The organism is Streptomyces sp. CA-181903 (assembly GCF_050937075.1).
Taxonomy (GTDB): Bacteria; Actinomycetota; Actinomycetes; order Streptomycetales; family Streptomycetaceae; genus Streptomyces.
Genome location: NZ_JBNJLY010000001.1, coordinates 3869775 through 3894842, shown reverse-complemented (window position 1 = coordinate 3894842; position 25068 = coordinate 3869775). Strand labels below are relative to the sequence as shown.

Genomic DNA, 25068 nt, shown 5'->3' with positions numbered 1-25068 from the left:
ACCGGCCGCCGTTACCCGCGCCCGTCTCCGACCAGCGCGTAAGCCTCCCTGAGATCGCGGCCGTTGTACGCGAGCGAGGCGACGTCGCGGACGTGGTGGTCGGCGTTCACGGCGACGGACACGGGGACGGCGGCGAAGAGCCGGGCGTCGGACATCGAGTCGCCGTACGCGACGCAGTCGGCGCGCGTGAGCCCGTACGCGGCGCAGAGTTCGTCCGCGATCCGCACCTTCGCCTCGGCGTTGAGGATGCCCGCCGGGTCCACCGGTTCGCGGAACGGGATCGCGGGCCATCGCGATCCGCGGGTGGCGTGGGCGCCCCAGTCGGTGAGGCGTTCCACGAAGAACTGGGGGGACAGTGAGATCACGGCGCAGCGCTCGCCCCGGGCTTCGATGTCCGCCCAGACGTCCTTGATTCCTTCCAGCCAGGGCGCGTTCTCGAAGGCCGCGGCCACCACGGCGTCCGTCAGCGCCTCGCCCCACAGCGCGCAGGCGGCCGCCGCGAAGCCGGCCGGGTCGATGAGGCCGTTGAAGAAGTCCCGCTCCAGGGCGTCGATCTCCCGTTCGCAGCCGAGCCGGCGCGATATCTCTATCGCCGCCGCGGAGCCGTGCAGGAGGGTGCCGTCGAGGTCGAACAAGTGCAGTCTGCTCATGGCGGGAAGCGTAGGCGGGCGGCGGGGTGCTCCCCGAGGGAATATCCCCGGGGGCACCCCGGCCCCGTCCGCCCCGCCCGTCGGTCAGCGTCCCACCGCGACGGCCGGCCGGGCGTCGGAGGTGTCCGCGGCCGCCTCGACGGCGTGGCCCGCGGCCGTCGTCCGCCGCTCCAGGCCCGCCGAGACGAGGGCGAGCGCCAGAGCACCGGCGGTCATTGCCGCGCCGGCCCAGGTCGGCGTCGTGTAGCCGAATCCGGCGGAGATGATCAGGCCGCCGAGCCAGGCGGCGATGGCGTTGCCCAGGTTGAAGGCGCCGATGTTGCCGGCGGAGGCCAGGGTGGGGGCGGCGGCGGCCTGGTCGAGCACCCGCTTCTGGAGCGGCGGCACGGTCGCGAAGCCGAACCCGCCGATCAGCGGCAGGGCGATGGCCGTGGTGACCTTGTTCTCGGCGGCCGGCGGGAGCAGCGCGAGGGCCAGGGTGAGTCCGCCGAGGGCCGTGAAGAGCATGGGCATCAGGGCGCGGTCGGCGAACCGGCCGCCGATGAGGTTGCCGCCGAACATCCCCAAGCCGAAGAGGACCAGCAGCCAGGTCACGGACGAGGGCGCGTATCCGGCGACGTCCGTGAGGACGGGGGCCATGTAGGTGCTGAGGGTGAAGACCCCGCCGAAGCCCAGGACGGTCATCGCCATGGCGAGCAGCACCTGCGGGTTGCGGAAGGCGGCGAGTTCGCCGGAGACCGGGGTGCGCTCGGGGTTTGGCAGTCGCGGTACGAGGGTGGCGATGCCCAGCATGGCGAGCAGTCCGAGCCCGGCGATGACGCCGAAGGTGACGCGCCAGCCCGCGCTCTGGCCCAGCAGGGTGCCGAACGGGACGCCGACGATGTTGGAGATCGTGAGTCCCGAGAACATCATCGAGAGGGCGGCCGCCTTCTTCTGCGGGGCGACGAGCCCCGCGGCGACGATCGCGCCGATGCCGAAGAACGCGCCGTGCGCGAGGGAGGCGACGATCCGGCCTGCGAGCATCAGGCCGAAGACCGGAGCCACCGCCGACAGCGCGTTGCCCGCGGTGAACAGGCCCATCAGGGAGATCAGCATCTTCTTGCGGGAGACGCGGCTGCCGAGGATCGCCATGATCGGGGCGCCGATGACGACGCCGAGCGCGTAGCCGGTGGTCAGCCAGCCGGCGGTGGGGACGGATACGTGGAATTCCTCCGCCACCTCGGGAAGCAGGCCCGAGGTCACGAATTCGGTGGTGCCGATACCGAAGGCGCCTATGGCGAGCGCCAGCAGGGCGAGGGGCATGAGGGGGTCCTTGGGTCGGGTGGGGGGCTTGCGCTGTCGGTGACGCGGAGGGTCCGTCCGGGGCGTCGTCGGCCCGGAGCGTGGATACGGGCGGGGTGTGCGGCGCGCGCCGCGGCCGGCCGGTACGGGCGCCGGGCCGGGCAGGCCGTTCCGGCCCGGTGCCCGTGGTTCGGCCGGAGCGCGCGCAGGTCCATGCGCGCAGCTTCAACCGGCGTCCACAATAATTGCAGACGCGCTTTACTTGCAAGCGCTGACTATTGCGTCGAGGCGATATCCTGGTGAACGACGGCCCCGAGGCCGCCCCGCATCCGCGCGCAGCGTCGCCGACCGACGGACGACCGAACGAAGGAGGGCCCCATGACCCGCGCCCTGGACCCCGCACTGGCCGGCCTGGCACAGGGCTGGTGTGCCCTCTCCGCGCTGCACGGCCGGATCGAGGCGCACATCGAGCGTGCGCTCCAGGCCGCGCACGGCCTGAGCGTCCGCGAGTTCTCGGTCATGGACGTGCTCAGCCGGCAGCACAGCGGCGAGGGCGGCCACCTGCGGATGAACGAGGTCGCCGACGCGGTGGTGCTCAGCCAGAGCGCCACGACCCGACTGGTCAACCGGCTGGAGGACCGCGGCCTGCTCACCCGCTACCTGTGTCTCACCGACCGCCGCGGCATCTACACCGACGTCACCGAGGCCGGGCTCGCGCTGCTGGCGGAGGCCCGTCCGACCAATGACGCGGCCCTGCGCGAGGCGCTCCGGGAGGCCGCGGCCAGGCCCGAGCTCGCCCCGCTCGTCGCCGCCGTGGAATCCCTCGCTCCGACTTCGTGACGGCTGTCGGGCCGGCCCTCGGCCTGCCCTCTTGCCGACTCTGATGACAGCTCTGATGACAGCCTTCGCTCGGGCCTCGTGCCGGCCCTCGCGCCGGCCACTGTTCCGGCCCCGCGACAGCCCTCACTCCGGCCCCGCGCCAACCCTGGTTCCGGCCCCGCGACAGCCCTCACTCCGGCCCCGCGCCAACCCTGGTTCCGGCCCCGTGACAGCCCTCAGTCCGGCCCCGCGCAGCCCTTGCTCCGGCTTCGCGCAGCCCTTGTTCCGGTCTCGTGACGACCGTCGCGGAAAACCGCTGACAGCCCTCACCACAAGCCCGCGACACCCTGTGGCAAGCCGGTGACAACTCTCCCGGCGCACCTCGTGACAACCCCGCGGCAGCCCTCGTGGCGACGCCGGCCGGCACATAAGGTCCGGTCATGAGCGACATCGAGTTCCGGCGCGCGACCGCCGACGACATCCCCGCCATCGTGGCCATGCTGGCCGACGACCCGCTCGGCTCCCGGCGGGAGTCACCCGACGACCTGGCTCCGTACCTGGAGGCGTTCCGCGCCCTGGACGCCGACCCCCACCAGCACCTGACCGTCGCCGTCCGGGACGGCCGCACCATAGGCACCCTCCAGCTCACCGTCATCCCCGGACTCTCCCGGCGCGGCTCCAAGCGCGCGATCGTCGAGGCGGTCCGCGTCCACGCCGACGAGCGGGGGAACGGCATCGGGGGCCGGTTCATGCGGTGGGCCATCGACGAAGCCCGCCGCCAAGGGTGCGTCCTGCTCCAGCTGACCTCCGACGCGACGCGGGTGGAGGCGCACCGCTTCTACGAGCGGCTGGGCTTCGAGGCGTCACACCTCGGGTTCAAGTACCACCTCTGAGCCTCCCGCGCCCGGCGGGAACGTGGGCTCCGCACCCCGCCGGTTCTGCGACTCCGTCGGCTCTGCACCCCGCCGGCTCCGCGACTCCGCCGGCCCTGCGCCCCCGCCCGCTACAGCCCCCGACCCCGAACCCGCGCCCGGTGCGCCTTCTGCCGGCACGCCCCGCCGCAGTACCGGGCGGGCCGTCCGGTGCGGGCGGCGGGCAGCACGGCCCCGCACACCGGGCAACCGGTTTCGTTACGCCTCGGCGGCACCGGAACGGGGAGTTTCGTCACGTTCCGGCCGGGCCGCAGAGCGTCGCACACCAGGGCCGTCATCCGCCCCGGCTCGCCGTGGGAGCCCCGCCGCTGCTCCATCGAGAGACAGCCCAGCAGCAGGACCAGCACGTCGTCCAGCGTGACATCCCGCCGTACCGCCCCGGCGAGTTGGGCCCGGTCGAGCAGGACGGCCAGCGCCTCGCGGAAGTCCCGCTCCACGCCCGGCGACGGGTCGAACCGGCCCTCCGCGCTCGCTTCCAGGGCGTCGCAGAGGCCCTTGTTGCGTACCGACAGGCGGACCACCGACGCCAGGTACCTGAAGAACACCGGCCCGGGGTCGTCGGCGTCGGCCAACTCCCTTGCCGTGTCCGTGAAGAGCCGCACGCGGTCCACGACCGTCGCCCTGAACAGTGCTTCCTTGGAAGGGAAATGCCGGTACACGGTGCCCGTGCCGACCCCTGCCCGGCGCGCGATCTCCCCCAGCGGGACGCTCAACCCGACTTCCCCGAAGGCGGATCGGGCCGCCTGGAGCACCAGTTGCCGGTTGCGGCGCGCGTCCGCCCGGAGCGGGCCCGGACGGCTGCCGGAGGGCGTCTGAGCGGGATTCCGCGACATGGTGAGGGCCTCATGAAAGAACGGGGCAGAGCGGGACGGAAACGGGACGCGAGTTCCGATTCTAGCGCGGCAGATCGAGAGGGAGGCCGCAGCGGATCGCACAGAAGAGCGGAACGCGCAGAAGGGCGGTCACGCAGAAGGGCGAATCGAGCGGGAGACCATGGCAGACCGAGAGAAAAGCCGCAGCGGATCCGGTCCGCTGAGCCGCTCCACCGCCCGTGGCAAAATCAGCGCGTGCAGATCGGGATGCTGGGTCCGTTCGAGGTACGCGCGAACGACGGCGACTTGGTCGACGTGCCGGGCGCGCGGTTGCGCGCGCTGCTCGCCGCCCTCGCGCTCAAGCCGGGCCGGGTGGTCCCCAAGGCGTCGCTCGTCGACTGGATCTGGGGGGAGAACCCGCCCGCCGACGCGGCGAACGCCCTGCAGCGGCTGGCCTCCCGGCTGCGGAAGGCCCTGCCGGACGGCGACGCGGTCGAAGGCCGACCGGACGGCTACCGGCTGGCCGTGGACCCCGACGCCGTCGACGCCGTGCGGTTCGAGCGCCTCGTCACCGCCGCGCACGCCCGTACGGAACAGCCCCGCACAACAGATGCCCGCACAACAGATCCCCGTGCAGCGGACGCCGGTTCGGCGGGCGCCTCCGAACGCGCCCGGCTGCTGCGCGAAGCCCTCGGACTGTGGCGCGGCGCGGCACTACAGGACGTCCCCCTCCGGGACAGCACCGCGTTCGACGCCGCGGCCGGCCGGCTGGAGGCGCTGCGCCTGGCCGCCCTGGAGGACCGTTTCGACGTGGAGATCGCCCTCGGACGCGGCGCGGAGACGGTCCGGGAACTGACCGACCTGGTGGCCGCGCACCCCCTGCGGGAACGGTTCGCCGCCGCCCTGATGCGCGTTCTCGCCGCCGCCGGCCGCGACAGCGAGGCGCTGCTGGTGTACGAGCGGACGCGGGAGGCCCTGGCCGACGCGCTGGGCGCCGACCCCTCCCCGGACCTCGCCGCGCTGCACGTCGCGCTGCTGCGAGGCGAGGTGGCGCGCGGCGAGGAGCCCCCGAAGACCAATCTGCGCGCCGAGCTGACCACCTTCGTCGGCCGGGACGCCGACGTGAACGCCGTCCGCGGTCTCGTCGCCGGGCACCGGCTCACCACCGTGCTCGGCCCGGGCGGCTCGGGCAAGACCCGGCTGGCCGCGGAGACGGCGCGGACGCTGCTCGGCGAACTGCCGGACGGGGTCTGGCTGATCGAGCTCGCCGCCCTCGGCCCGGACGCCGACGTCACCGACGTGACGCACGCGGCGCTCGCCGGGCTCGGCCTCCGGGACGCCCTCCTCGGCGGGGCCCCGAACGCGGAGCCGGCGGACCGGCTCGTCGCCGCGGTCCGGGACCGGGAGGCGCTGCTGATCCTGGACAACTGCGAGCACGTCATCGAGTCCGCGGCGGTCTTCGCCCACCGGCTCCTCGGCGCGTGCCGGCGGCTGCGGATCCTGGCGACGAGCCGGGAGCCGCTGGGCATCACCGGCGAGGCGCTGTGGCCCGTAGAGCCGCTGGCCCTGCCGGGGCCGGACGCGGACCCGGGCGCCATCGCGTCGTCCCCCGCCGTCCGGCTGCTGCGCGACCGGGCCGGGGCGGTACGCCGGGACCTCGCGGCCGACGACCGCACCCTGACGACGCTGGCGCGCGTCTGCCGGGCGCTGGACGGGATGCCGCTGGCGATCGAACTGGCCGCGGCCCGGCTCCGCAGCCTGTCCGTCGACCAACTCGCCGCCCGGCTCGACGACCGCTTCCGCCTGCTGACCGGCGGCAGCCGCACCGCCCTGCCGCGCCACCGGACGCTGCGCGCGGTCGTCGACTGGAGCTGGGAGCTGCTCACCGACGCCGAGCGGACGGTCCTGCGCAGGCTGGCGGTGTTTGCCGGCGGGGCGAGCCTGGAGGCGGCCGAACACGTCTGCGCGAGCGAGGCGGACGGCGTGACGCGCGACGACGTCCTCGACCTCCTCACCGCCCTGACCGAGAAGTCCCTGCTGGTCGCCGAGGGCGAAGGCGCCCCGCGCTACCGCATGCTCGGCACGATCAAGGAGTACGCCACGCGGCGCCTCGCGGAGGCGGGCGAGTCGGAGGCGGCCCGCCGCGCGCACCTGGCGTACTTCACCGGGCTCACCGAGACCGCCGACGCGCACCTGCGCCGCGCCGAGCAACTCGACTGGCTGACCACGCTCGACGCCGAGCACGACGACATCGTCGCCGCGCTGCGCGGCGCGCTCGCGGCGGGCGAGGCGCAGGCGGCGATGCGGCTGGCGGCGGGCGCGGGCTGGTACTGGTGGCTCAGCGGGCACAAGGCCGAGGGCCACGAGCTGGTCACGGCGGCCGCCGCGGCGCCCGGCGCGGCGGACGACGAGGTCCGGGCGATGGCGTACGGGCTGGTCGTGCTGTTCGTGAGCGGCGGGCAGGGCGACGAGCACCACGCGGAGCACTGGATCCGCGAGGCGTACCGGCTCGGCCGGGACGGACGGCACCGCTACCCGCTGCTGAGACTCGTCGAACCGCTGGAACGCATGCTGCGGACGCCCGACGCGGCCCTGTCCGCGTTCGAACCGCTCCTCGACGACGAGGACCCCTGGATACGCGCCCTGGGCCGCTGGCACCTGGGCAAGATGCGGGTCATGCTCGGCCACGGCGGGCGGGAGGCGGACGCGTACCTGGAGGGCGCGGTGGCCGAGTTCCGGGCGCTGGGCGAGCGGTACGGGATCTCGATCGCCCTGACCGAACTGGCCGAACGCATCGCCGTACGCGGCGAGTTCGCCGCCGGGTGCGAGCATTACGAGCAGGCGATCGCCGCGGTCACCGAGGTCGGCGCCACCGAGGACGTCATCCGGATGCGGGCCCGGCAGGCGCGCCTGTACCGGCTGCTCGGCGACGAGGAGGCCGGCGCCGCGGCCCTCGCCGAGGCGACGCGCCGCGCGGAGCGGGTCACCTGGCCGGACGCGCTGATCGACCTGGCCCTCGCGCGGGCCGAACTCGCCCGGTGGCGGGGCGACAACGAGGAGGCGCGCCGGCAGCTCGGCGTCGCGACGGCCCTCTGGGGCGACGAGGCGGAACAGCCGAACATCCGCGCGGGGCGCCACGATCTGCTCGCGTACCTCGCCGACGACTTCGAGGAGTCCCGCTCGCACCGCGCGGCGGCCTGCGCGGCCGCGTCCGAGGCGGGGCACGCGCCGCTGGTCGCGCAGGTGCTCGTCGGGGTCGCGGACCTGGCACTGCGCCGCGGCGAGTACGCGCAGGCGGCGCGGTTGCTCGCGGCGGGCACGGCCGTGCGCGGGCTGCCGGACCTCTCCCACCCGGACGCGGTCCGGATCGAACGGGCGGCGCGGGGGCACCTCGGTGAGGCGGCCTTCGCGGAGGCGGCTCGGGAGGGGGCGGAGGGAGGCTGGGAGCGGCTGGTGGAGGTGGCGCTGGCGTAGGGGTGGGCGGGAGGAAGGGGTATGCCCCCTGTCCCGTATGGCCCTGTCCCTCCCCCAGAGGGGGCACCCCCGCTTCCCGTCTCTCGCGGGAGTCGCGCCCCCGCACGCCCCCGAAGCACGCTTCGCGCGCTGTCCTCGAAGGCCGGACGGGGGGGCCGGGGGGGCCGGGGCGAGCGGGTGCGTCACGCCCGCTTCTTGAACGTCGCGACCGCCCACGCGTACCCCAGCACCGCGAACCCGACGCACCAGGCGACCGCCGCGGCCGCGTCGCCGCCCGACGGGTGCCCCGCCAGGAGCCCGCGCAGCGTCTCGATGATCGGGGTGAAGGGCTGGTACTCCACGAACTGCCGGACACCGGTCCCCATCGTGTCCGCGGGGACGAACGCGCTGCTCAGGAACGGCAGCATGATCAGCGGGACGGCGGCCATGCCCGCCGACTCCACGGTCTTCGCGGCCAGTCCCAGGGCGACGGTGAGCCAGCCGGCCGAGACGCCGAGCAGCAGGATCATCCCCGCCACACCGAGCCAGTCGAGGGCGCCCGCCCCCGGGTCGAAGCCCATCGCGAAGGCGACCCCGACGATGGCCGCGCAGGCCACCAGGCAGCGCAGCGTGGTGATGACGACGTGCCCGGTCAGTACGGCGCCCCGGGAGACGTCCATGACCTTGAACCGGTTGATGACGCCCTTCGTCATATCGGAGTTGACGGCCGCCGCGGTGGTCCCCAGCCCGTAGCTGACGGCCATGACGAGCAGGCCGGGCGTCACGTAGTCGATGTACCTCTCCCCGACGGCGAAGCCGCCGCCGAGCACCTTGACGAACATCAGCATGATGACGATCGGGAACAGGAGCGCCTGGAACACCGTGACGGGGTTCCGCACCGTGTGCTTGAGGTTGCGGCGCAGCATGATCAACGAGTCGGCCAGGGGCGCGGGGAGCGTGTTCACGGCGCGATCGCCTCCTTGCGGGTGTGGTCGGTGCGGGTGCGGTCGGTAGAGGTGCGGTCGGTGCGGGTGTGATCGGTGAGGGAGAGGAAGACGTCGTCGAGGTCGGGCGTGTGGACCGTCAGCTCGTCGGCCTGGACGCCGGCCGCGTCGAGCCAGTCGAGGAGGGCGCGGAGTTCGCGCTGACTGCCGTCGCTGGGGATGCTCAGCGACAGCGTCTCGTCGTCCGCGGTCACGTCGCGCAGGGCGTCGGCGGCGGACCGGTACGCGGCCGGGTCGGTGAACCGCAGCCGCACGTACCCGCCGGGGACGAGCCGCTTCAGCTCGTCGGGGCTGCCCTCGGCGGCGATGGCGCCGCCGCTCAGCACCGCGACGCGGTCGGCGAGTTCGTCGGCCTCCTCCAGGTACTGGGTGGTGAGGAAGATGGTGGTGCCGTCGGCCACCAGTCCGCGGACGACGTCCCACATCGTGCGGCGGCTGCGCGGGTCGAGGCCCGTCGTCGGCTCGTCCAGGAAGATGATCCGTGGGGCGCCGACCAGCGTCATCGCCAGGTCCAGCTTCCGGCGCATGCCGCCGGAGTACGCCGCCGCCGGCTTGTCCGCCGACTCCGCCAGGTCGAACCGCTCCAGCAGCTCCGCGACCACCCGGCCGGCGGAGCGGACGCGCTTCAGGTCCGCCATCAGCCGGAGGTTCTCCCGGCCGGTGAGCAGCTCGTCCACCGCCGCGAACTGCCCGGTGACGCCGATGGCGGCGCGTACGTCGCGCGTCCCGGTCGCGACGTCGTGACCGGCGACGCGCACCGTCCCCGCGTCGGCCCTCCCCAGCGTCGTCAGGATGTTGACGGTCGTCGTCTTGCCCGCGCCGTTCGGGCCGAGCAGGGAGAAGACCGAGCCCGCGGGGACGTCGAAGTCGATGCCGTCGAGGACGACTTGATCACCGTATGCCTTGCGCAGTCCCGAGACCGCGATCGCCGAACCGTTCATGTCACTACCGTCGCGGCCGGCGCTGACACGCGGCTGTCACGCCCCTGACACGGGTCCTGACATCAGCCCTCACACCAGCCCTGACACGAGGAAACGGCCGGCCGGACCCGAAGAAACGGCCGGCGTGACACGAAGAAACGATCGGCGTGTGACACGAAGAAGCGGCCGGCGCGCGCACCCCGCGCACCGGCCGCTTCCCCCCGTCGCAGATCAGCCCCGTACGAGACCGTCCCACTCCGCCCCCGCCGCGGCCAGCACCTCGTCGTCGTCCGCGACCGCGACGCCGAGCGCCCGCAGGCCCGCCGCGAGGGCCGCCAGGGAGTCCAGGACAGTGGCTCGGGAGGCGGCCGTCCCGTAGTGGTTCACCCGGATCATCTCCTTGGCGAGCGCGCCGCCGCCCGCCTGGAGCGGCACCGAGGGGTCGGCCGCCAGGGCCGCGGCGACGATCTCCCGCGCGTCGACGCCCTCGGGCGCGCGCAGCGTGGTCGCGGCGGGCGCCGCGTGCTCCCGCCGGACGACGTACGGGATGAGGCCGCCCAGCGCGCGGACGCCGGTGCGGGTGGCGCCCCGGGCGGCCAGGTGGCGGCCGATCACCGCGTCCAGGCCGTCGGCCGCGATCCGGTCGGCCGCCTGTTCCAGGGCCAGCATCTCCAACTGGGCGGGGGCGTGCGGCAGTACCGCGCGCCCTGCGTCGATCCAGCGCTCCTTCCAGTCCAGCAGGGACAGGTACGAGCGCCGGGGCGCCTGCTCGTTGGCCGCGATCCGTTCCCACGCGCGGGCGCTGACCGACACCGTCGACACGCCCGCCGGGCCGGCCATCGCCTTCTGGCCGCCGATGACGCACAGGTCGACGCCCCACTCGTCGGTGAGCAGCGGCTCGGCGGCGACGGATGCGACGGCGTCGAGCATCAGCAGCGCGCCGTGCTCCCGCACGACGCGGCCGATCTCGGCGACCGGGTTGGTGTTGCCGGTGGCCGCCTCGGCGTGCACCAGGCTGACGAACTCGATCTCCGGGTGGGCGCGCAGCGCGTCGGCGATCGGCTCCGGGCCCACCGCGCCGCTGAACGGCGCCGACACCGTGACCACGTCGGCGCCGCAGGACCGCAGCCACCCGCCGAACGTCTCGCCGTACGGCCCGGTGATCACGTTGAGGGCGGTGCTGCCGGGGCGCACGGCCGAGCGGATGCACGCCTCCAGCGGCAGCAGCGCCTCGCCCTGCATGGTGACGACGGTCTCGCGGGTGCGCATCAGCGCCGCGATCTTGTCCTCGATGCGGGCGAAGTGGTCCGCGCCCAGCGGCGCGAGGTCGAGCAGGTCCGGTGCGGTGTTCGCGGTCACGGTGCCTTCCAGGATGTGGTGGCGCCGGGTCGCGGCGCCCGCCGGTCTCTGCCCCGACCCTACGCCGGGCCGCCCCCGGCCGTACCGGCCGTCGGGGCGGGCGCGGAGCCGTTCAGCGCCAGCCGCCCTCGGCCACCCCGCCCGGAACGGCGTCTTCCGGCGCATACGGCTCCCGTGTGTGGACGAAGGTGCCGACGTCCAGGTGGCTCACCGTGCCGTCCGCCCGCCGGACGACCCGGAGCGTCTCACCCGTGAAGTAGTTGTCGAGGCCGGTCCACGTCCCGTCCTCCTCCGGCCGGAACCGCGAGGCGCGCGCGCCTCCGCCGGTGAGCGGCGCCAGTTCGAGCGTCCGGCCCGCTCCCAGCCGGAGGACCATGGCCCGGGGCCCCCAGTACCAGGGGCCGGTGAGCTCCAGCAGCGCGAGGTCCGGGTCCGCGTCCGGGCGCCACGGCTCCGGAATGCGGGGCTCCGCGTCGGCGGCGGTCGACACGAGCCGGGCGGCGAGCGACACGATCTCCGGCATGGACGTCTGGTTGGCGAGGGTGACGCCCGCCAGACCCTCCTCCGGGGCGGCGAGCACGGCCCCGACGAAGCCCGGCATGGACCCGGCGTGGCCGACCAGGACCCGGCCGTCCACCCGGATCAGCTGGAGGCCGAGGCCATAGGACGCGCTCCAGTCCGCGTTCTGCGGCTCGGACACGGGCCGCCGCATCTCCGCCAGGGTCGCGGCGGAGAGCACCCGCTCGTCGCCCTCCATCAGGAAGACGGCGAACCGGCCCAGATCGGCGGCGGTCGACCAGAGCTGTCCCGCCGGCGCCATCAGGCCGGTCTCCGCGAGCGGTTCCGGAAGGACGACGTCCGCCCAGGGGTGCACGGCCCAGCCCTCCGCGTGGGGGCCCTCCGGTACGTACGTCGTCCGCTCCATGCCCAGCGGCAGCAGCACCTCGCGGCGCAGGACCGGGTACCAGTGCTCGCCCCGCAGCTTCTCGACGAGCGCGCCGAGCAGGGCGTAACCGGTGTTGGAGTAGTGGTACAGCTCCCCCGCCCGGTGCCGCTGCGGGCGCTCGCCGAACACGTCCTCCGGCGCCGGGCGCAGTTCCCCGGCCGTCCGCTCCCACCACGGACCGCGCGATTCCGCGGCCAGGCCGGAGCTGTGGGCGAGGAGTTGGGCGATGGTCGCCTCCCCGCCGGCCGGTGTGTCCAGGTGCCGGCCGAGCGGGTCGCCCAGACCGAGCAGGCCCTCGTCGCGCAGCCGCAGGACGAGGGCGGCGATCAGGGCCTTGGTGATCGACCCGACGCGGTACTGGGTCGCCTCCGGGTCCGGCTCACGGCCGTCCACTTCCCCTCGGCCGGCGGCCCACACCGGCCGTCCGTCCCGGACCAGGGCCGCCACCAGGGAGGGGGCCCGGCCCTGCGCCTGGGTGGTGGCGACGTGGTGCAGGAGCGCCCGACGGGTCGCGGGCAGCAGGTCTGCGAAACGGTCGGTCTCCGTGATGCCGGAGGTGCTCCTGGTGTTCTGGTGATCCCTGGTCATTTCCGCAGCCTAAACAGTCCCCCTGTGACGGACGGAGATTTTCGACTTCTCCCTTGCCCGGGGCTGGCCTTGACGTCCGCGTCAACGTTTACGGTCGGTTCATGCGGATCGGGGAACTGGCCGAACGGGCCGGCATCAGCACGCGCGCCCTGCGGCACTACGAGTCGCTCGGCCTCCTGCCCGCCCGCCGCGCGGGCAACGGGTACCGGGACTACGACGAGGCCGACCTGCGGCTGCTGCGCCAGATCCGTACGCTCCAGGACTTCGGCTTCGGCCTGGAGGACACGCGTCCGTTCGTCGAGTGCCTGCGCGCCGGCCACCCCTCCGGTGACTCCTGCCCGGCGTCCCTGGAGGTCTACCGGCGCAAACTCGCCGAGCTGGACGAGTGCATCGAGCGGCTGGCCCAGGTCCGCGCCGAGGTGAGCGCGCAACTGGCCGACGCACAGCGGGCGCGCGCCGCGCTCGAAGCGGAAGCCGACGTCCCGGGCGGCCCGCCGCCGCGCTGCGAACTCACGCCGTGCGACGCGGGAGACCCCGGACGCTCCTGACCGGACTCACCAGCACCCACGGCATCCCTCTCACCCGCGACATCCCCACTCACGGAGGAACACCCCGCCATGCCCACGACCACCGCCACTCCCGTGACTCCCGCGACCCCCGTGACTCCTGTCACCGACGCCACCTTCCACGACGAGGTCCTCGCCTCCGGCCTCCCCGTCCTCGTGGAGTTCACCGCCGACTGGTGCGGCCCCTGCCGGCAGATCGCCCCCGTCCTCGCCGAGCTGGCGACGGCCGAGGCGGGCCGGCTGAAGGTCGTCGCGCTCGACGTGGACCTCAACCCCGCGACGGCCGCGGCCCACCGCGTCCTGTCGGCCCCGACCCTGATCCTGTTCCGCGCCGGCGAGCCCGTCCTGACCCTGGTCGGCGCCCGCCCCCTGCGCCGCCTGCGCCAGGACCTCGCCGCCCAGCTGCCCTGGATCGCCCCCAACTGACCGGCGCGCCGCTCACCCCTGCCCGCCCGGCACGGCCGCGATGTCGCGGACCGGCATGACGAGCGTCGTGAAGCTCCCCTGATCGGCCGAGCGTACGACGACCGGGCCGGCGGGGGACGCGATCTCCAGCAGGGCGTCCGGACCGACACCCGCGTCCAGGGCCGGCAGGAGCACCGCCGGGTCGAACGCGACGCGCAGCGGCGGCCCGGTGCACACGGCGCGCAGGGTGACGCCGTCGGAACCGCCGCCGGTGAGGACGAGTTCGTCCCCCTCCAGCTCCAGCAGTACCCGGCCGAGCACCGGGAACGCCTCCCGGACGGGCCCCTCGGCGGCGGCGGGCGCCACCTGCCGTACGGCCGCGGCCAGTTCGGGACCGCCCAGCCGCGCCGACGCCCCGCCGTCGGCCGCGGGCAGGGCGTCGAGCAGGTCCTCGACGGCCGCCCGGGCCGCCTCGGCGGCGGCGCGGGTGGTCCGCAGGTGGTCGCGGAGGATCCGTGCGGCCTGTTCCGGAGGGCCGTCGAGCACGGACACCGCGTCGACGAGCGGCAGTCCGGCGTCCCGGAGCCGGCGGACGAGCCGGGCACGCCGCTCCTGCTCCGGGCGGTAGGAGCGGTAACCGGTGACGGCGTCGACGCGGGCGGGGCGCAGCAGACCGCAGTCGTCGTAGAAGCGCAGGGCGCTGGGGGCCAACCCGACCCTGCGGGCGAAGACGCCGATGCTCAGGAGGGGCTCGGAGTCGCCTTCCGGGTGACGTGGGGTGTCCGTGGGATGCATGTGGGGGATCCTCGGCCTTCGAGCGGCTTGAAGGTCAAGATCGGCGCTCGGTCCGGAGGCGTTCCGGGGGCACACCCTCACGTGGCGCAGCAAGCACCGCCCGGCCGCGGGGATTTGTGGCAGCACGCCACCCCCACCGGCTCGACCGGCCCCTCAAGTTCCTCCAGGAGCTCCCGCAGCGTCTCGACGAACCGTTCCCGCTTCTCGTCCGACAGCGGGCCCAGCAGGCGCCGCTCGGTAGCGAGGTGTTCGGGCAGCGCCCGGTCGATGAGCGCGCGCCCCTCGTCCGTCAGGGAGACGCGGACGCCCCGGCCGTCCTCCTCGTTGGGGGTGCGGACCACCAGGCCGCGCCCCTCCAGGCGGTCGAGGCGCTGGCTGATCGCGCCGGAGGTCACCATTCCGGCCCGCATCAGCTCGGTCGGCGTCAGACGGTGCGGGGGCGCGCTGCGGCGCAGGGTGGCGAGGACGTCGAACGAGGCTCTGTCGAGGCCGTGAGCGGCGAAGGTCCGCCCCAACTCGGCGTCGACCACCCGCGTGAGCCGGCTCAGCCTGCCGAACACGGCCATGGGCGAGACGTCCAGGTCGGGCCGCTGGGCGGCCCACTGTTCCAGCACGAGGTCGACGTGATCTGCCACGCGCTCACCCTAGCAATGTCTTAGCGGTGAGGTAGATCACCCCTCAGCGGGGGTCAAGTTAGCTTAGCGGTGAGCTAATTTACCTTCGTGCTAAGCAAACGACTGCGCGTCCTCCTCCTCACCGCACTCGCACCGGCCCTCTGGGGCACCACCTACTACGTCACCACCGAGTGGCTGCCCCCGGGCCGCCCGCTGCTGGCGGCCGTCCTGCGGGCGCTGCCCGCCGGCCTGTTCCTGGTGGCGCTCACCCGGCGACTGCCGCGCGGCGACTGGTGGTGGCGCGCACTCGTCCTCGGAACGCTCAACATCGGCGCCTTCTTCGCCCTCCTCTTCGTCGCCGCGTACCGCCTCCCCGGCGGCGTCGCCGCCACCGTCGGCTCCGTACAACCCCTGATCGCCGCCCTCCTCTCCACCGGCCTCCTCGGCAAGCGGCTCACCACCCGCACCCTCGTGGCCGGCATCGCGGGCGTCACCGGCGTCGGCCTGCTCGTCCTCCGTGCCGAGGCTCGGCTGGACGGAGTCGGGGTCGCCGCCGCCCTGGGCGGGGCCCTCCTCATGGCGACGGGCGTCGTCCTCAGCAAGCGCTGGCCGTCCCCGGCGCCCCTCCTCGCCACCACCGGCTGGCAGCTGGTGGCCGGCGGAGTGCTCCTCGTCCCGGTCGCGCTGCTCGTCGAGGGCCTCCCGCCGGCCGGGCTGACCGCCGGGAACCTGGCGGGGTACGCCTACCTCTCCGCCGTCGGAACCGCGCTCGCCTACACCCTGTGGTTCCGCGGCCTGCGCGAACTGCCCGCCACGGACGTGACGTTCCTCGGCCTGCTCAGCCCGCTCGTCGCCACGGCCATCGGCCTGATCGCCGTCGGCGAGCGGCTCACCGCGCTCCAGTCGCTGGGCGGCCTGATCGTCCTCGGCTCCCTCGTCGCCGCCCAGCTCCGCCCGTCGGCGGCCCGGCGCGAGGCCGCCGCCCCGATCCGCTGATCCCCCTTCTTCAACCTCTTCGACGTCCCTTCAGCGTCCTCAGCGTCTCTTCAGCCTCCTCAACCTCTCTTCAACGTCTTCACCGGCATCCACAAGGAGAACGACCATGCGCATCACCATCTTCGGCGCGGCGGGCAACGCGGGAAGCACCATCGCGGCCGAGGCGCTGGCCCGCGGCCACCAGGTCACCGCCGTGGTCCGGGACGCGGCCCGCTTCGACCGGCTGCCCACGGCGGCCGCGCACCGCACCGGCGACGCCGCCGACCCCGGCGACGTGGCACGGCTGGCGGCCGGCCAGGACGTCGTGGTGAGCGCGGTCCGTCCGGCGCCGGGCCGCGAACACGACCTGCTCACCGCCACCAAGGCGCTGCTCACGGGCGTCGCCGGAACCGGCGCCCGGCTGCTGGTCGTCGGCGGCGCCGGCAGCCTGACCGTACCGGGCGGCGACGGCCGCACCGTCCTCGACGACCCCGCCTGGGTGCCCGCCGCCTGGCGGCCGATCGCCCAGGCGAGCACGGAGCAGTTCGCCCTCGTCCGCGCCGCCGGGCCCGACGTCGAGTGGACGTACGTCAGCCCGCCGGCCCTGCTGGAGAACGGCGAACGGACGGGCCGCTACCGCTCCGGCGCGGACGAGCTGCTGATCGACGCCGACGGCAACTCGGCCATCTCGTACCAGGACTTCGCGGTCGCCCTGCTGGACGAGACGGAGCGGCCGAGGCACCGGGGGGCGCGGTTCACCGTGGCGTACTGACCTGCACGGACCGGCTTGCCGGCTTGTCGTGCGGCTCCCGACTGCTCACGGGGCCGATTCGCCCTGACGTCCCGACCGCTCACGAGCCGGCTCGCCCTCCTGCTCCCGACCGCTCACGAACCGGCTCGCCCTGATGCTCCCGACCGCTCACCAGCCGGCTCCCGCGGGTCACAGCACCTTGACCGTCCCGCCGTCGATCACGTGGTCCGCGCCGGAGATGTTGCCCGCCACGTCGGACAGCAGGAACGTGATCAGCGCCGCGACCTCCTCCGGCTCGGTGATCCGCCCGGTGGTGATGGCGAACGCCGACGGCAGGTCCCGGAGGAAATCGTCGTAGTTCTCGACCCCGGCGGCCGCCGCCACCTGCCCGCCGAAGCCGTCCGGGCCGGCCCAGATACCGGTCCGGACGACGCCGGGGGAGACGGTGTTGACGCGCACCCCCTGCGGCCCGAACTCCTCGTTGAGGGACTTCCCGAACGCGGTGAGCGCCGCCTTCGCCGCGCTGTACGCGACGGGACCGGCGGCCGGGAGACGGGAGTTGACCGATGAGACGTTGACGATCGACCCGCGGCGCTCGACGAGGCTCGGGAGGGCGAACCGGGAGACGCGCACGGCGCTCATGAGGTTGAGGTCGAAGACGGCCCGCCACCGGGCGTCGTCCACGTCGAAGAAGCCGCCCGGCTCGACGTCGTCGCCGGCGCCGACGTTGTTGACCAGCAGGTCGATGCCGCCGAGGGCGGCGAGGGCCCGCTCCTCCAGGGTCCGTACGCCCTCGGGCGTACCCAGGTCGGCGGAGACGGCCACGGCGCCGGTCTCGCGGAGCTCGGGAGTGATCGTCCGGGCCGCTCCGACCACTCGGACGCCCTCGGCGACCAGCGAACGGACGGCCGCGAGGCCGATGCCGCGGCTCGCGCCGGTGACGACGGCGGTCTTGCCGGTGAGGTGGAGATCCATGGTTCCTCATTATTCTTGAATCGCAGGTACAAAAAGAGGGCAGGGGAAGCCCGAAGCCGACGGACGGCCGGCTTGGACCCGGCGCCGGGCAGAACTCACCCGAAATCGTGCGCCGAACCCGTCAGAGTCCGACCGGAGACCGTCGGAGCCGCCGAAACCCGACAGGGGCCGTCAGGGCCGCCAAGGCCACCAGGGCCGCCAGAAACCGCTGATCAGAGCCCGTCGATCACGGCGTCGATCACCCGGTCCAGCCGCTCCGGCCCGTCCACGATCCGGGCCATGAGCCGCAGGCCGATCACCGTGTTCAACAGCAGGCTTCCGACGTCCCGGGCGTCACGGTCGGCGGCGATCTCCCCCGCCCGCTGCCCCTTCTCGATCAGGGCGCGGAAGGCGTCCTCGGTGCGGTCGAACATGCGCCGGACGAGCGCGACGGCCTCTTCGTCCCTACCGCCCAGCTCGGCCGCCGTGTTGACGGCCATGCAGCCGCGGCGACCGGGGTCGGCGAGATCCATCTCGGCGAGCAGGCGCAGCGTCCGGCGCAACCGCTCCTTCACCGGACCGTCAGCCTCCAGCAGCTCGATGAGCGCGAGCGCCTGGCTGTCGCGGTACCGGCACAGCGCCCGCTCGAACAACTCCCGCTTGCTTCCGAAGGCGTTGTAGAGGCTGCCCTTGCCGATGCCGAGCGCGTCGACCAGGTCCTGGGGCGTGGTGGCGGCGTACCCCTTGCTCCAGAACACCTCCATGGCCCGCTCGACGGCGACGTCCGGATCGAACTGCTTCGGCCTTCCCATGATCATCAAGTTAGCGCTTTCTTGACCCATAGGTCAAATAAATTCGGCCTCGCGGTCACCGCGACCCACTTCAGCGACCCACCGACAAGCAGGTACCCCCGGGAGCTTCAGCGCCCACCATCCACCAACCCCTACCAATTACATCTTCCAACCTGTTCCAAAAAGCTAACCGCTAGTGCTACGTTCCCCGCATGAAGAAAGTGAGCTTCACCGAGTTCGGCGGTCCCGACGTGCTCCGACTCGTCGACGCCGAGGAGCCCCACGCGGGCCCCGGCCACATACGCCTCGCCGTGCGGGCGGCGGGCGTGAACCCCGTCGACTGGAGAATCCGGGAAGGCCAGTTCCAGAAGACCCGCCCGATCGAACTGCCCTCCGGGATAGGGCAGGACGCCGCCGGGGTGGTGGACGAGATCGGTGAGGGCGTCGAAGGGGTCGCGGTCGGCGACCTCGTGTTCGGGCGCGGCTCCGAGACCTATGCCGAGTACGCCGTACTGTCGGCCTGGGCCCGGATGCCCGAGGGCCTGACCTTCGAAGAGGCCGCCGGATACCCCTCCGTCGTGGAGACCGCGCTGCGCGTCATCCACGAGTCCGGTGTGCGGCCCGGGCAGACGCTGCTGGTCAGCGGCGCGTCAGGGGGCGTCGGGTCGGCGGTGCTGCAGATCGCCCGCGACCGGGGCATCACGGTGATCGGCACGGCCGGGGCCGCGAACCAGGACTACCTGCGCGGCCTGGGCGCTCTGGCCACCACGTACGACGAGGGCTGGACCGAACGGGTCCGGCGGCTCGGCCGCGTCGACGCCGCGCTGGACCTGGCCGGCTCGGGCGTGATCCGCGAACTCGTCGAGCTGACCGGGGATCCGGGGAAGGTCGTCTCCATCGCCGACCTCGGCGCGCCGGACCACGGTGCCCGGTTCTCCGGCGTGACCGGCGACGTGCCGCGGGCCCTCGCCGAGGCCGTCGACCTCATCTCCCGCGGACGACTCCGCATCCCGGTCGAGAAGTCGTACGCGCTCGCCGACGCCGCCGCCGCGCACATCGACAGCCGGGCCGGCCATACGCGCGGCCGCCGCGTCCTGCTCGTCTGACCCCTTCACCCGCCGCGCGGCCGAACGGCCGGTGAGCCGACTCCGGCGAGCCGACTCCGGCGAGCCGACTCCGGCGAGCCGACTCCCGTGAGCCGGCTCCGATGGTCCGAACTCCGGCGATCAGAACTCCGTTGGTCCGTCACCCTTTCCCAGCGAGGAGCCCCATGCGCACTCCCGTCACGATCATCGGCGCCGGCCTCGGCGGCCTCGTCCTGGCCCGCGTCCTGCATCTGCACGGCATCCCGGCCACGGTCCACGAGGCGGATCCCTCCCCCACGGCACGCCCGCAGGGCGGAATGCTCGACATCCACGATCACAGCGGCCGACTCGCCTTGGAGGCCGCTGAGTTGACGGACGCCTTCCGTGATCTCATCCTGCCCGGCCGGCAAGCCCTACGCCTCCTCGACCGGAAGGGGACCGTCCTGTTCGAGAAGGCCGACGACGGCACGGGCGGGAGCCCCGAGGTACAGCGCGGCGAGCTGCGGCGGGTCCTGCTCGACGCGCTCCCCGCCGGCACGGTCCGCTGGGGCAGCAAGGCCACCGGCGTCCGGGCCCTGGCCGGGGGGCGCCACGAGGTGGCCTTCGCCGACGGCACCACCACCGTCACGAACCTGCTGGTCGGCGCGGACGGCGCGTGGTCACGCGTCCGCCCGCTGCTTTCGGACGCCGTCCCGCGATACGTCGGCCGGTCCGTCGTCGAGACCTGCCTGCACGACGCCGACACCCGGCACCCGGCCACCGCGAAGGCGGTCGGCGGCGGGACGCTCGTCGCGCTCGATCCGGACGGGCACGGGAAGTGGCTGGTGGCCCACCGGGAGAGAGGCGGAACCCTCCGCGCCTACATCACCGCGACCGGACCACGAACCCGATTCGCCACCACCGACCCCGGCACCCCTACCACCGGTCCCGGCGCCCGCACCAACCCCACCGACGCCACCACCCCCACCGCGACCGTCGCCCGGCTCGCCGCCGAGTACGCCGACTGGGCCCCGGAACTCACCGCCCTGATCACCGCCGGCGACACCGCGCCAATCCTGCGTCCGCTCCACGACCTGTCGGCCGGACACCGCTGGGACCGGGTGCCGGGGGTGACCCTGCTCGGCGACGCCGCCCATCTCTCGGTCCCCAACGGGGAAGGGGCCAACCTGGCCATGCTCGACGGCGCCGGACTCGGCGAGGCCCTCGCCGCCCACCCCGACGACGTCGAGACCGCCCTCGCCGCGTACGAGCAGGCACTCTTCCCCCGCGGCGCCGCGGCCGCCACCGTGGCCGGCCGCAACCCCACCCCCCAGGAGCTGATCGCCTTCTTCACCCGCGGCGACCGGACCGGCGGCTGAACTCCCGCCGGCGCCGCCCGTCAGGTCTGCGCCATGTCCACGAACCGCGAGTAGTGGCCCTGGAAGGCCACGGTGATCGTCGCCGTGGGGCCGTTTCGGTGCTTGCCGACGATGATGTCGGCCTCGCCCGCGCGCGGGGACTCCTTCTCGTAGGCGTCCTCGCGGTGCAGCAGGATGACCATGTCGGCGTCCTGCTCGATGGAGCCGGACTCACGGAGGTCGGAGACCATCGGCTTCTTGTCGGTGCGCTGCTCGGGGCCACGGTTCAGCTGGGACAGGGCGATCACCGGGAGCTCCAGCTCCTTGGCGAGGAGCTTGAGGTTTCGCGACATGTCCGAGACCTCCTGCTGACGGCTCTCGGCCCGCCGGGAGCCGCCGGACTGCATCAGCTGGAGGTAGTCGATGATCACCAGCTTGAGGTCCTGACGCTGCTTCAGGCGGCGGCACTTGGCGCGGATCTCCATCATCGACAGGTTCGGCGAGTCGTCGATGAACAGCGGGGCCTGGGAGACGTCCGGCATCCGGCGGGCGAGCCGCGTCCAGTCCTCGTCCGTCATGGCGCCGGAGCGCATGTGGTGCAGCGCCACCCGCGCCTCGGCGGACAGCAGGCGCATCGCGATCTCATTGCGCCCCATTTCGAGCGAGAAGATCACGCTCGGCATGTTGTGCTTGATGGAACAGGCCCGGGCGAAGTCCAGCGCCAGGGTCGACTTGCCCATCGCGGGACGGGCCGCGATGACGATCATCTGGCCGGGGTGGAGGCCGTTGGTCAGCGCGTCGAGGTCGGTGAAGCCGGTGGGGACGCCGGACATCTGGCCGCTGCGCGAGCCGATGGCCTCGATCTCGTCGAGCGCGCCCTCCATGATGTCGCCCAGCGGCAGGTAGTCCTCGCTGGTCCGCTGCTCGGTGACGGCGTAGATCTCGGCCTGCGCGCTGTTGACGATGTCGTCCACGTCACCGTCGGCCGCATAACCCATCTGAGTGATGCGGGTCCCCGCCTCGACCAGCCGCCGCAGGACCGCCCGCTCGTGGACGATCTCGGCGTAGTACTCGGCGTTGGCGGCGGTGGGGACCGTCTGGACCAGGGTGTGCAGATAGGCCGCGCCGCCGACGCGGGCGATCTCACCGCGCTTGGTGAGCTCGGCGGCGACGGTGATCGGGTCGGCCGGCTCGCCCTTCGCGTAGAGGTCGAGGATGGCCTGGTAGACGGTCTCGTGGGCGGGCCGGTAGAAGTCGTGGCCCTTGAGGACCTCGACGACGTCGGCGATGGCGTCCTTGGACAGCAGCATGCCGCCCAGCACCGACTGCTCGGCGTCCAGATCCTGCGGCGGGACGCGCTCGAAACCGCTTCCCTGCGATCCCTGAGAACCCCGCTCGCCCTGCGAGCCCTGCCAGTCGCCGCCCTCGTCCCCGTCGCGCCGCTCGCCACGGCCCTTGCCGTCGTTCCGGCGGGAGCGGGGGAACGGCAGCCGGTCGCCCGGCCCCTCATCGCCCCACGGGCCGTCCATGGGCTCGTGGACGCTCACCCCGCCACCTCCTCCCGTCCGCGGCGCGGACCTCGCCGTGCACCTCTTTCTTACGGCACGGCACCGACAAACAGGACGCCCGACTCCGGTTCCGGCACATCGGGTTCGACGCGGTTTCCGACGCTCCGCGCGGTGCCGGACGGGGTGGTCCGGAGGCGCGGAACGGGACGGGAACGGACGGCGGGCGCCGGTCCACGGTAGGGCCGCGGGCACCGTCAGCCAATCTGGTTATCCACAGGAGGTGTGGATGACGGGCCCCATCCTGTGGAGAACTCCCCCGATCCTGTGCACGAGCCGGGGGAAACCGCTGTGGACAACCCCACACCCGATCCGTCCGAGCGCCTCTGACCTGCACTTTTCCCATCCACCGGCTGTTGAGGAGAAAAAGTTCTCCCGCCGGGGCCGGATCGCGACAAACGGCGCAGAGAAGATCACACCCCGGCGCTCAAGGTAACAGACGACTGCCGGTTGCGCTCATTACCTGTGGAAGATTGAATGGAACGTATGAGCGACGCCCTCGCGCGCGGACCGCGCCCCGCCCGGCGGCACGACCGCGAGATACTCGCCCTGGCCGTGCCGGCCTTCGGCGCACTCGTGGCCGAACCCCTGTTCCTCATGGCCGACACCGCCATCGTGGGCCACCTGGGCACCGACCGCCTCGCCGGTCTCGCCATCGCCGCCCCGCTCCTCACCACCGCCGTCGGCGTCTGCGTCTTCCTCGCCTACGCCACCACCGCGGCCGTCTCCCGCCGCGTCGGCGCGGGCGACCTCCCGGCCGCCATCCGGCAGGGCATGGACGGCATCTGGCTCGCCCTGCTGCTCGGCACCGTCATCGCCCTGGCCGTCCTCCCCGGCGCCCCCGCCCTCGTCGACGCCTTCGGCGCCTCGGCCGACGCCGCCCCGCACGCCGTCACCTACCTGCGCGTCAGTGCCCTGGGCGTCCCCGCCATGCTCGCCGTCCTCGCCGCCACCGGCGTCCTCCGCGGCCTGCAGAACACCCGGACCCCGCTGTACGTGGCCGTCGCCGGCTTCGCCGCCAACGCCGTGCTCAACCTCGCCTTCGTCTACGGAGCGGGCTGGGGCATCGCCGGCTCGGCCTGGGGGACCGTCGTCGCCCAGAACGGCATGGCCGCCGCCTACCTCGTCGTCGTGGTCCGGGGCGCCCGGCGGCACGGCGCGTCGCTGCGCCCGGACGCGGCGGGCATCCGCGCCTGCGCCCGGGCCGGCGTCCCCCTGCTCGTGCGCACGCTGGCCCTGCGCGCCGCCATGCTGATCGCCACGGCGGTCGCGGCCCGGCTGGGCGACCGGCAGGTGGCCGCCCACCAGATCGTGCTCTCCCTGTGGAACCTGCTGGCCTTCGCCCTCGACGCCATCGCCATCGCCGGCCAGTCGATCATCGGCCGGTACCTGGGCGCGGGCGACACCGACGGCGCCCGGGCCGCCTGCCGGCGGATGGTGCGGTGGGGGATCGGGACGGGCGTCGTGCTCGGGCTCCTGGTGGTGGCCTCCCGGCCGCTGTTCACCCCGCTGTTCACCGCCGACCCGGACGTACGCCGGACGCTGCTGCCCGCCCTCCTGGTGGCCGCGCTCAGCCAGCCGGTCGCCGGGGTCGTCTTCGTCCTGGACGGGGTCCTGATGGGCGCCGGGGACGGCCCCTACCTCGCCTGGGCGATGCTGGTGGTGCTCGCGGTGTTCGCGCCCTTCGCACTGCTCGTCCCGCCGCTGGGCGGCGGACTCACGGCCCTGTGGTGGGCGATGGCCCTGATGATGGCGGTACGCATGGTCACGCTGTGGTTGCGCATCCGCTCCGGCCGCTGGCTTGTCACCGGGCCGTACGAGCCTGAGCTCGCCTCCGGGGCCTCACGGCCCCAGCCCGTCACCGGGGCCGTACGAGCCCGCGCTCGTCACCAGGGCCGTACCGGGCCTGAGCCCCTTTCGGCGACCCCTCCCCCGAACGCCGAAAGGGCCGCACCCCGAGGGGTACGGCCCTTCGTCACGCCGCTCCACTGGGGAGCGGCGTTCCGCTTACGCGGCGACGACCTCGATGCCGAGCTTGGCGACGACGTCGGCGTGCAGACGCACGGACACCTGGTGGGCACCCAGGGTCTTGATGGGCGAGCCCACCTCGACACGGCGCTTGTCGACCTCGGGACCACCGGAAGCCTTGATCGCGGAAGCGATGTCGGCGGGGGTCACGGAGCCGAACAGGCGGCCGGCCTCGCCGGCACGGGTGGCCAGGCGGACCTTGACACCCTCCAGCTGACCCTTGACCTCGTTGGCCTGCTCGATCGTGGCGATCTCGCGGATCTTGCGGGCGCGGCGGATCTGCGCCACGTCCTTCTCGCCGCCCTTGGTCCAGCGGATCGCGAAACCGCGCGGGACCAGGTAGTTGCGGGCGTAGCCGTCCTTGACGTCGACGACGTCACCGGCGGTGCCGAGGCCGGAGACCTCGTGGGTGAGGATGATCTTCATTTTTCGGTCACC

The 25068-nt window shown here is 73.5% G+C and carries 22 protein-coding genes and 1 pseudogene; 10 read left to right on the top strand and 13 right to left on the bottom strand.

Annotation, left to right across the window (positions count from 1 at the left end; genetic code table 11):
- Nucleotides 1-11: 11 nt before the first annotated feature.
- Both ACQEVS_RS17425 and ACQEVS_RS17420 read right to left on the bottom strand, forming a co-directional pair.
- The gene (locus tag ACQEVS_RS17425; protein ID WP_433021429.1) at nt 12-650 is read right to left on the bottom strand and encodes an HAD family hydrolase; all 639 of its coding nucleotides are present in this window, start codon (nt 648-650) and stop codon (nt 12-14) included.
- An 84-nt stretch (nt 651-734) separates the two neighbouring features.
- Nucleotides 735-1952 carry an MFS transporter gene (locus ACQEVS_RS17420; protein ID WP_433021427.1) on the bottom strand — a complete coding sequence of 406 codons (1218 nt, stop codon included), beginning with the start codon at nt 1950-1952 and terminating at the stop codon, nt 735-737.
- Nucleotides 1953-2309: 357 nt separating this feature from the next.
- Between ACQEVS_RS17420 and ACQEVS_RS17415 the strand changes: the two genes are divergently transcribed.
- Together ACQEVS_RS17415 and ACQEVS_RS17410 are read left to right on the top strand one after the other, a co-directional pair.
- The gene (locus ACQEVS_RS17415) at nt 2310-2771 is read left to right on the top strand and encodes a MarR family winged helix-turn-helix transcriptional regulator (RefSeq protein WP_433021425.1); all 462 of its coding nucleotides are present in this window, start codon (nt 2310-2312) and stop codon (nt 2769-2771) included.
- A gap of 419 nt (nt 2772-3190) precedes the next feature.
- The gene (locus ACQEVS_RS17410) at nt 3191-3643 is read left to right on the top strand and encodes an N-acetyltransferase family protein (RefSeq protein WP_433021423.1); all 453 of its coding nucleotides are present in this window, start codon (nt 3191-3193) and stop codon (nt 3641-3643) included.
- 110 nt (nt 3644-3753) lie between these two features.
- Here the strand turns inward: ACQEVS_RS17410 and ACQEVS_RS17405 are convergent, their stop codons facing one another.
- Complete coding sequence (locus ACQEVS_RS17405) at nt 3754-4515, bottom strand: TetR/AcrR family transcriptional regulator (RefSeq protein ID WP_433021421.1); 762 nt, start codon at nt 4513-4515, stop codon at nt 3754-3756.
- 234 nt (nt 4516-4749) lie between these two features.
- On the opposite strand from ACQEVS_RS17405, the gene ACQEVS_RS17400 reads away from it, so the two are divergent.
- The gene (locus tag ACQEVS_RS17400) at nt 4750-7968 is read left to right on the top strand and encodes a BTAD domain-containing putative transcriptional regulator (protein ID WP_433021419.1); all 3219 of its coding nucleotides are present in this window, start codon (nt 4750-4752) and stop codon (nt 7966-7968) included.
- Between the two features lie 182 nt (nt 7969-8150).
- On the opposite strand, the gene ACQEVS_RS17395 is transcribed toward ACQEVS_RS17400, so the two are convergent.
- The 4 genes from ACQEVS_RS17395 to ACQEVS_RS17380 all read right to left on the bottom strand — a co-directional run bounded on the left by ACQEVS_RS17395 (nt 8151) and on the right by ACQEVS_RS17380 (nt 12764).
- Nucleotides 8151-8912 (bottom strand): ABC transporter permease, encoded by a 762-nt coding sequence (locus ACQEVS_RS17395; protein ID WP_433021417.1) that lies wholly within the window; start codon nt 8910-8912, stop codon nt 8151-8153.
- Nucleotides 8909-9892 carry an ATP-binding cassette domain-containing protein gene (locus ACQEVS_RS17390; protein WP_433021415.1) on the bottom strand — a complete coding sequence of 328 codons (984 nt, stop codon included), beginning with the start codon at nt 9890-9892 and terminating at the stop codon, nt 8909-8911. Before ACQEVS_RS17390 ends, ACQEVS_RS17395 begins: the two co-directional genes overlap by 4 nt.
- A gap of 210 nt (nt 9893-10102) precedes the next feature.
- Nucleotides 10103-11230, bottom strand: a complete 1128-nt coding sequence (locus ACQEVS_RS17385; protein ID WP_433021413.1) for a pyridoxal-phosphate-dependent aminotransferase family protein — start codon at nt 11228-11230, stop codon at nt 10103-10105.
- A gap of 112 nt (nt 11231-11342) precedes the next feature.
- Nucleotides 11343-12764: a serine hydrolase domain-containing protein gene (locus tag ACQEVS_RS17380; protein ID WP_433021411.1), complete on the bottom strand. Its 1422-nt coding sequence runs from the start codon at nt 12762-12764 to the stop codon at nt 11343-11345.
- A gap of 101 nt (nt 12765-12865) precedes the next feature.
- Here ACQEVS_RS17380 and ACQEVS_RS17375 point away from each other — a divergent pair, with 101 nt between their 5' ends.
- Together ACQEVS_RS17375 and ACQEVS_RS17370 are read left to right on the top strand one after the other, a co-directional pair.
- The gene (locus ACQEVS_RS17375) at nt 12866-13312 is read left to right on the top strand and encodes a MerR family transcriptional regulator (RefSeq protein WP_433021409.1); all 447 of its coding nucleotides are present in this window, start codon (nt 12866-12868) and stop codon (nt 13310-13312) included.
- 69 nt (nt 13313-13381) lie between these two features.
- Nucleotides 13382-13756, top strand: a complete 375-nt coding sequence (locus tag ACQEVS_RS17370; RefSeq protein ID WP_433021407.1) for a thioredoxin family protein — start codon at nt 13382-13384, stop codon at nt 13754-13756.
- 12 nt (nt 13757-13768) lie between these two features.
- Here ACQEVS_RS17370 and ACQEVS_RS17365 read toward each other — a convergent pair whose 3' ends face one another.
- Together ACQEVS_RS17365 and ACQEVS_RS17360 are read right to left on the bottom strand one after the other, a co-directional pair.
- Entirely contained in the window at nt 13769-14530 is a 762-nt protein-coding gene (locus ACQEVS_RS17365) for a MerR family transcriptional regulator (protein WP_433021405.1), read from the bottom strand.
- A gap of 77 nt (nt 14531-14607) precedes the next feature.
- A complete protein-coding gene (locus tag ACQEVS_RS17360) occupies nt 14608-15165 on the bottom strand; it encodes a MarR family winged helix-turn-helix transcriptional regulator (protein WP_433021403.1) in 558 nt (185 codons plus the stop codon).
- A gap of 87 nt (nt 15166-15252) precedes the next feature.
- Here ACQEVS_RS17360 and ACQEVS_RS17355 point away from each other — a divergent pair, with 87 nt between their 5' ends.
- Together ACQEVS_RS17355 and ACQEVS_RS17350 are read left to right on the top strand one after the other, a co-directional pair.
- On the top strand, nt 15253-16140 hold the full coding sequence (locus ACQEVS_RS17355) for an EamA family transporter (protein WP_433021401.1): 888 nt from the start codon (nt 15253-15255) through the stop codon (nt 16138-16140).
- Between the two features lie 106 nt (nt 16141-16246).
- Complete coding sequence (locus tag ACQEVS_RS17350) at nt 16247-16891, top strand: NAD(P)-dependent oxidoreductase (protein WP_433021399.1); 645 nt, start codon at nt 16247-16249, stop codon at nt 16889-16891.
- Between the two features lie 168 nt (nt 16892-17059).
- Here the strand turns inward: ACQEVS_RS17350 and ACQEVS_RS17345 are convergent, their stop codons facing one another.
- A complete protein-coding gene (locus ACQEVS_RS17345; RefSeq protein WP_433021397.1) occupies nt 17060-17845 on the bottom strand; it encodes an oxidoreductase in 786 nt (261 codons plus the stop codon).
- 212 nt (nt 17846-18057) lie between these two features.
- Complete coding sequence (locus ACQEVS_RS17340) at nt 18058-18636, bottom strand: TetR/AcrR family transcriptional regulator (RefSeq protein WP_433021395.1); 579 nt, start codon at nt 18634-18636, stop codon at nt 18058-18060.
- Between the two features lie 191 nt (nt 18637-18827).
- On the opposite strand from ACQEVS_RS17340, the gene ACQEVS_RS17335 reads away from it, so the two are divergent.
- Complete coding sequence (locus ACQEVS_RS17335; protein ID WP_433021393.1) at nt 18828-19721, top strand: NADP-dependent oxidoreductase; 894 nt, start codon at nt 18828-18830, stop codon at nt 19719-19721.
- A gap of 164 nt (nt 19722-19885) precedes the next feature.
- A complete protein-coding gene (locus ACQEVS_RS17330) occupies nt 19886-21058 on the top strand; it encodes an FAD-dependent oxidoreductase (RefSeq protein ID WP_433021391.1) in 1173 nt (390 codons plus the stop codon).
- Between the two features lie 20 nt (nt 21059-21078).
- On the opposite strand, the gene dnaB is transcribed toward ACQEVS_RS17330, so the two are convergent.
- A complete protein-coding gene (gene dnaB / locus ACQEVS_RS17325; RefSeq protein WP_433021389.1) occupies nt 21079-22584 on the bottom strand; it encodes a replicative DNA helicase in 1506 nt (501 codons plus the stop codon).
- Nucleotides 22585-23088: 504 nt separating this feature from the next.
- On the opposite strand from dnaB, the pseudogene ACQEVS_RS17320 reads away from it, so the two are divergent.
- A pseudogene (locus ACQEVS_RS17320) lies at nt 23089-24414 on the top strand (MATE family efflux transporter); the annotation flags it as partial.
- A gap of 195 nt (nt 24415-24609) precedes the next feature.
- On the opposite strand, the gene rplI reads toward ACQEVS_RS17320, so the two are convergent.
- Entirely contained in the window at nt 24610-25056 is a 447-nt protein-coding gene (gene rplI / locus ACQEVS_RS17315; RefSeq protein ID WP_185940371.1) for a 50S ribosomal protein L9, read from the bottom strand.
- Nucleotides 25057-25068: the final 12 nt, after the last annotated feature.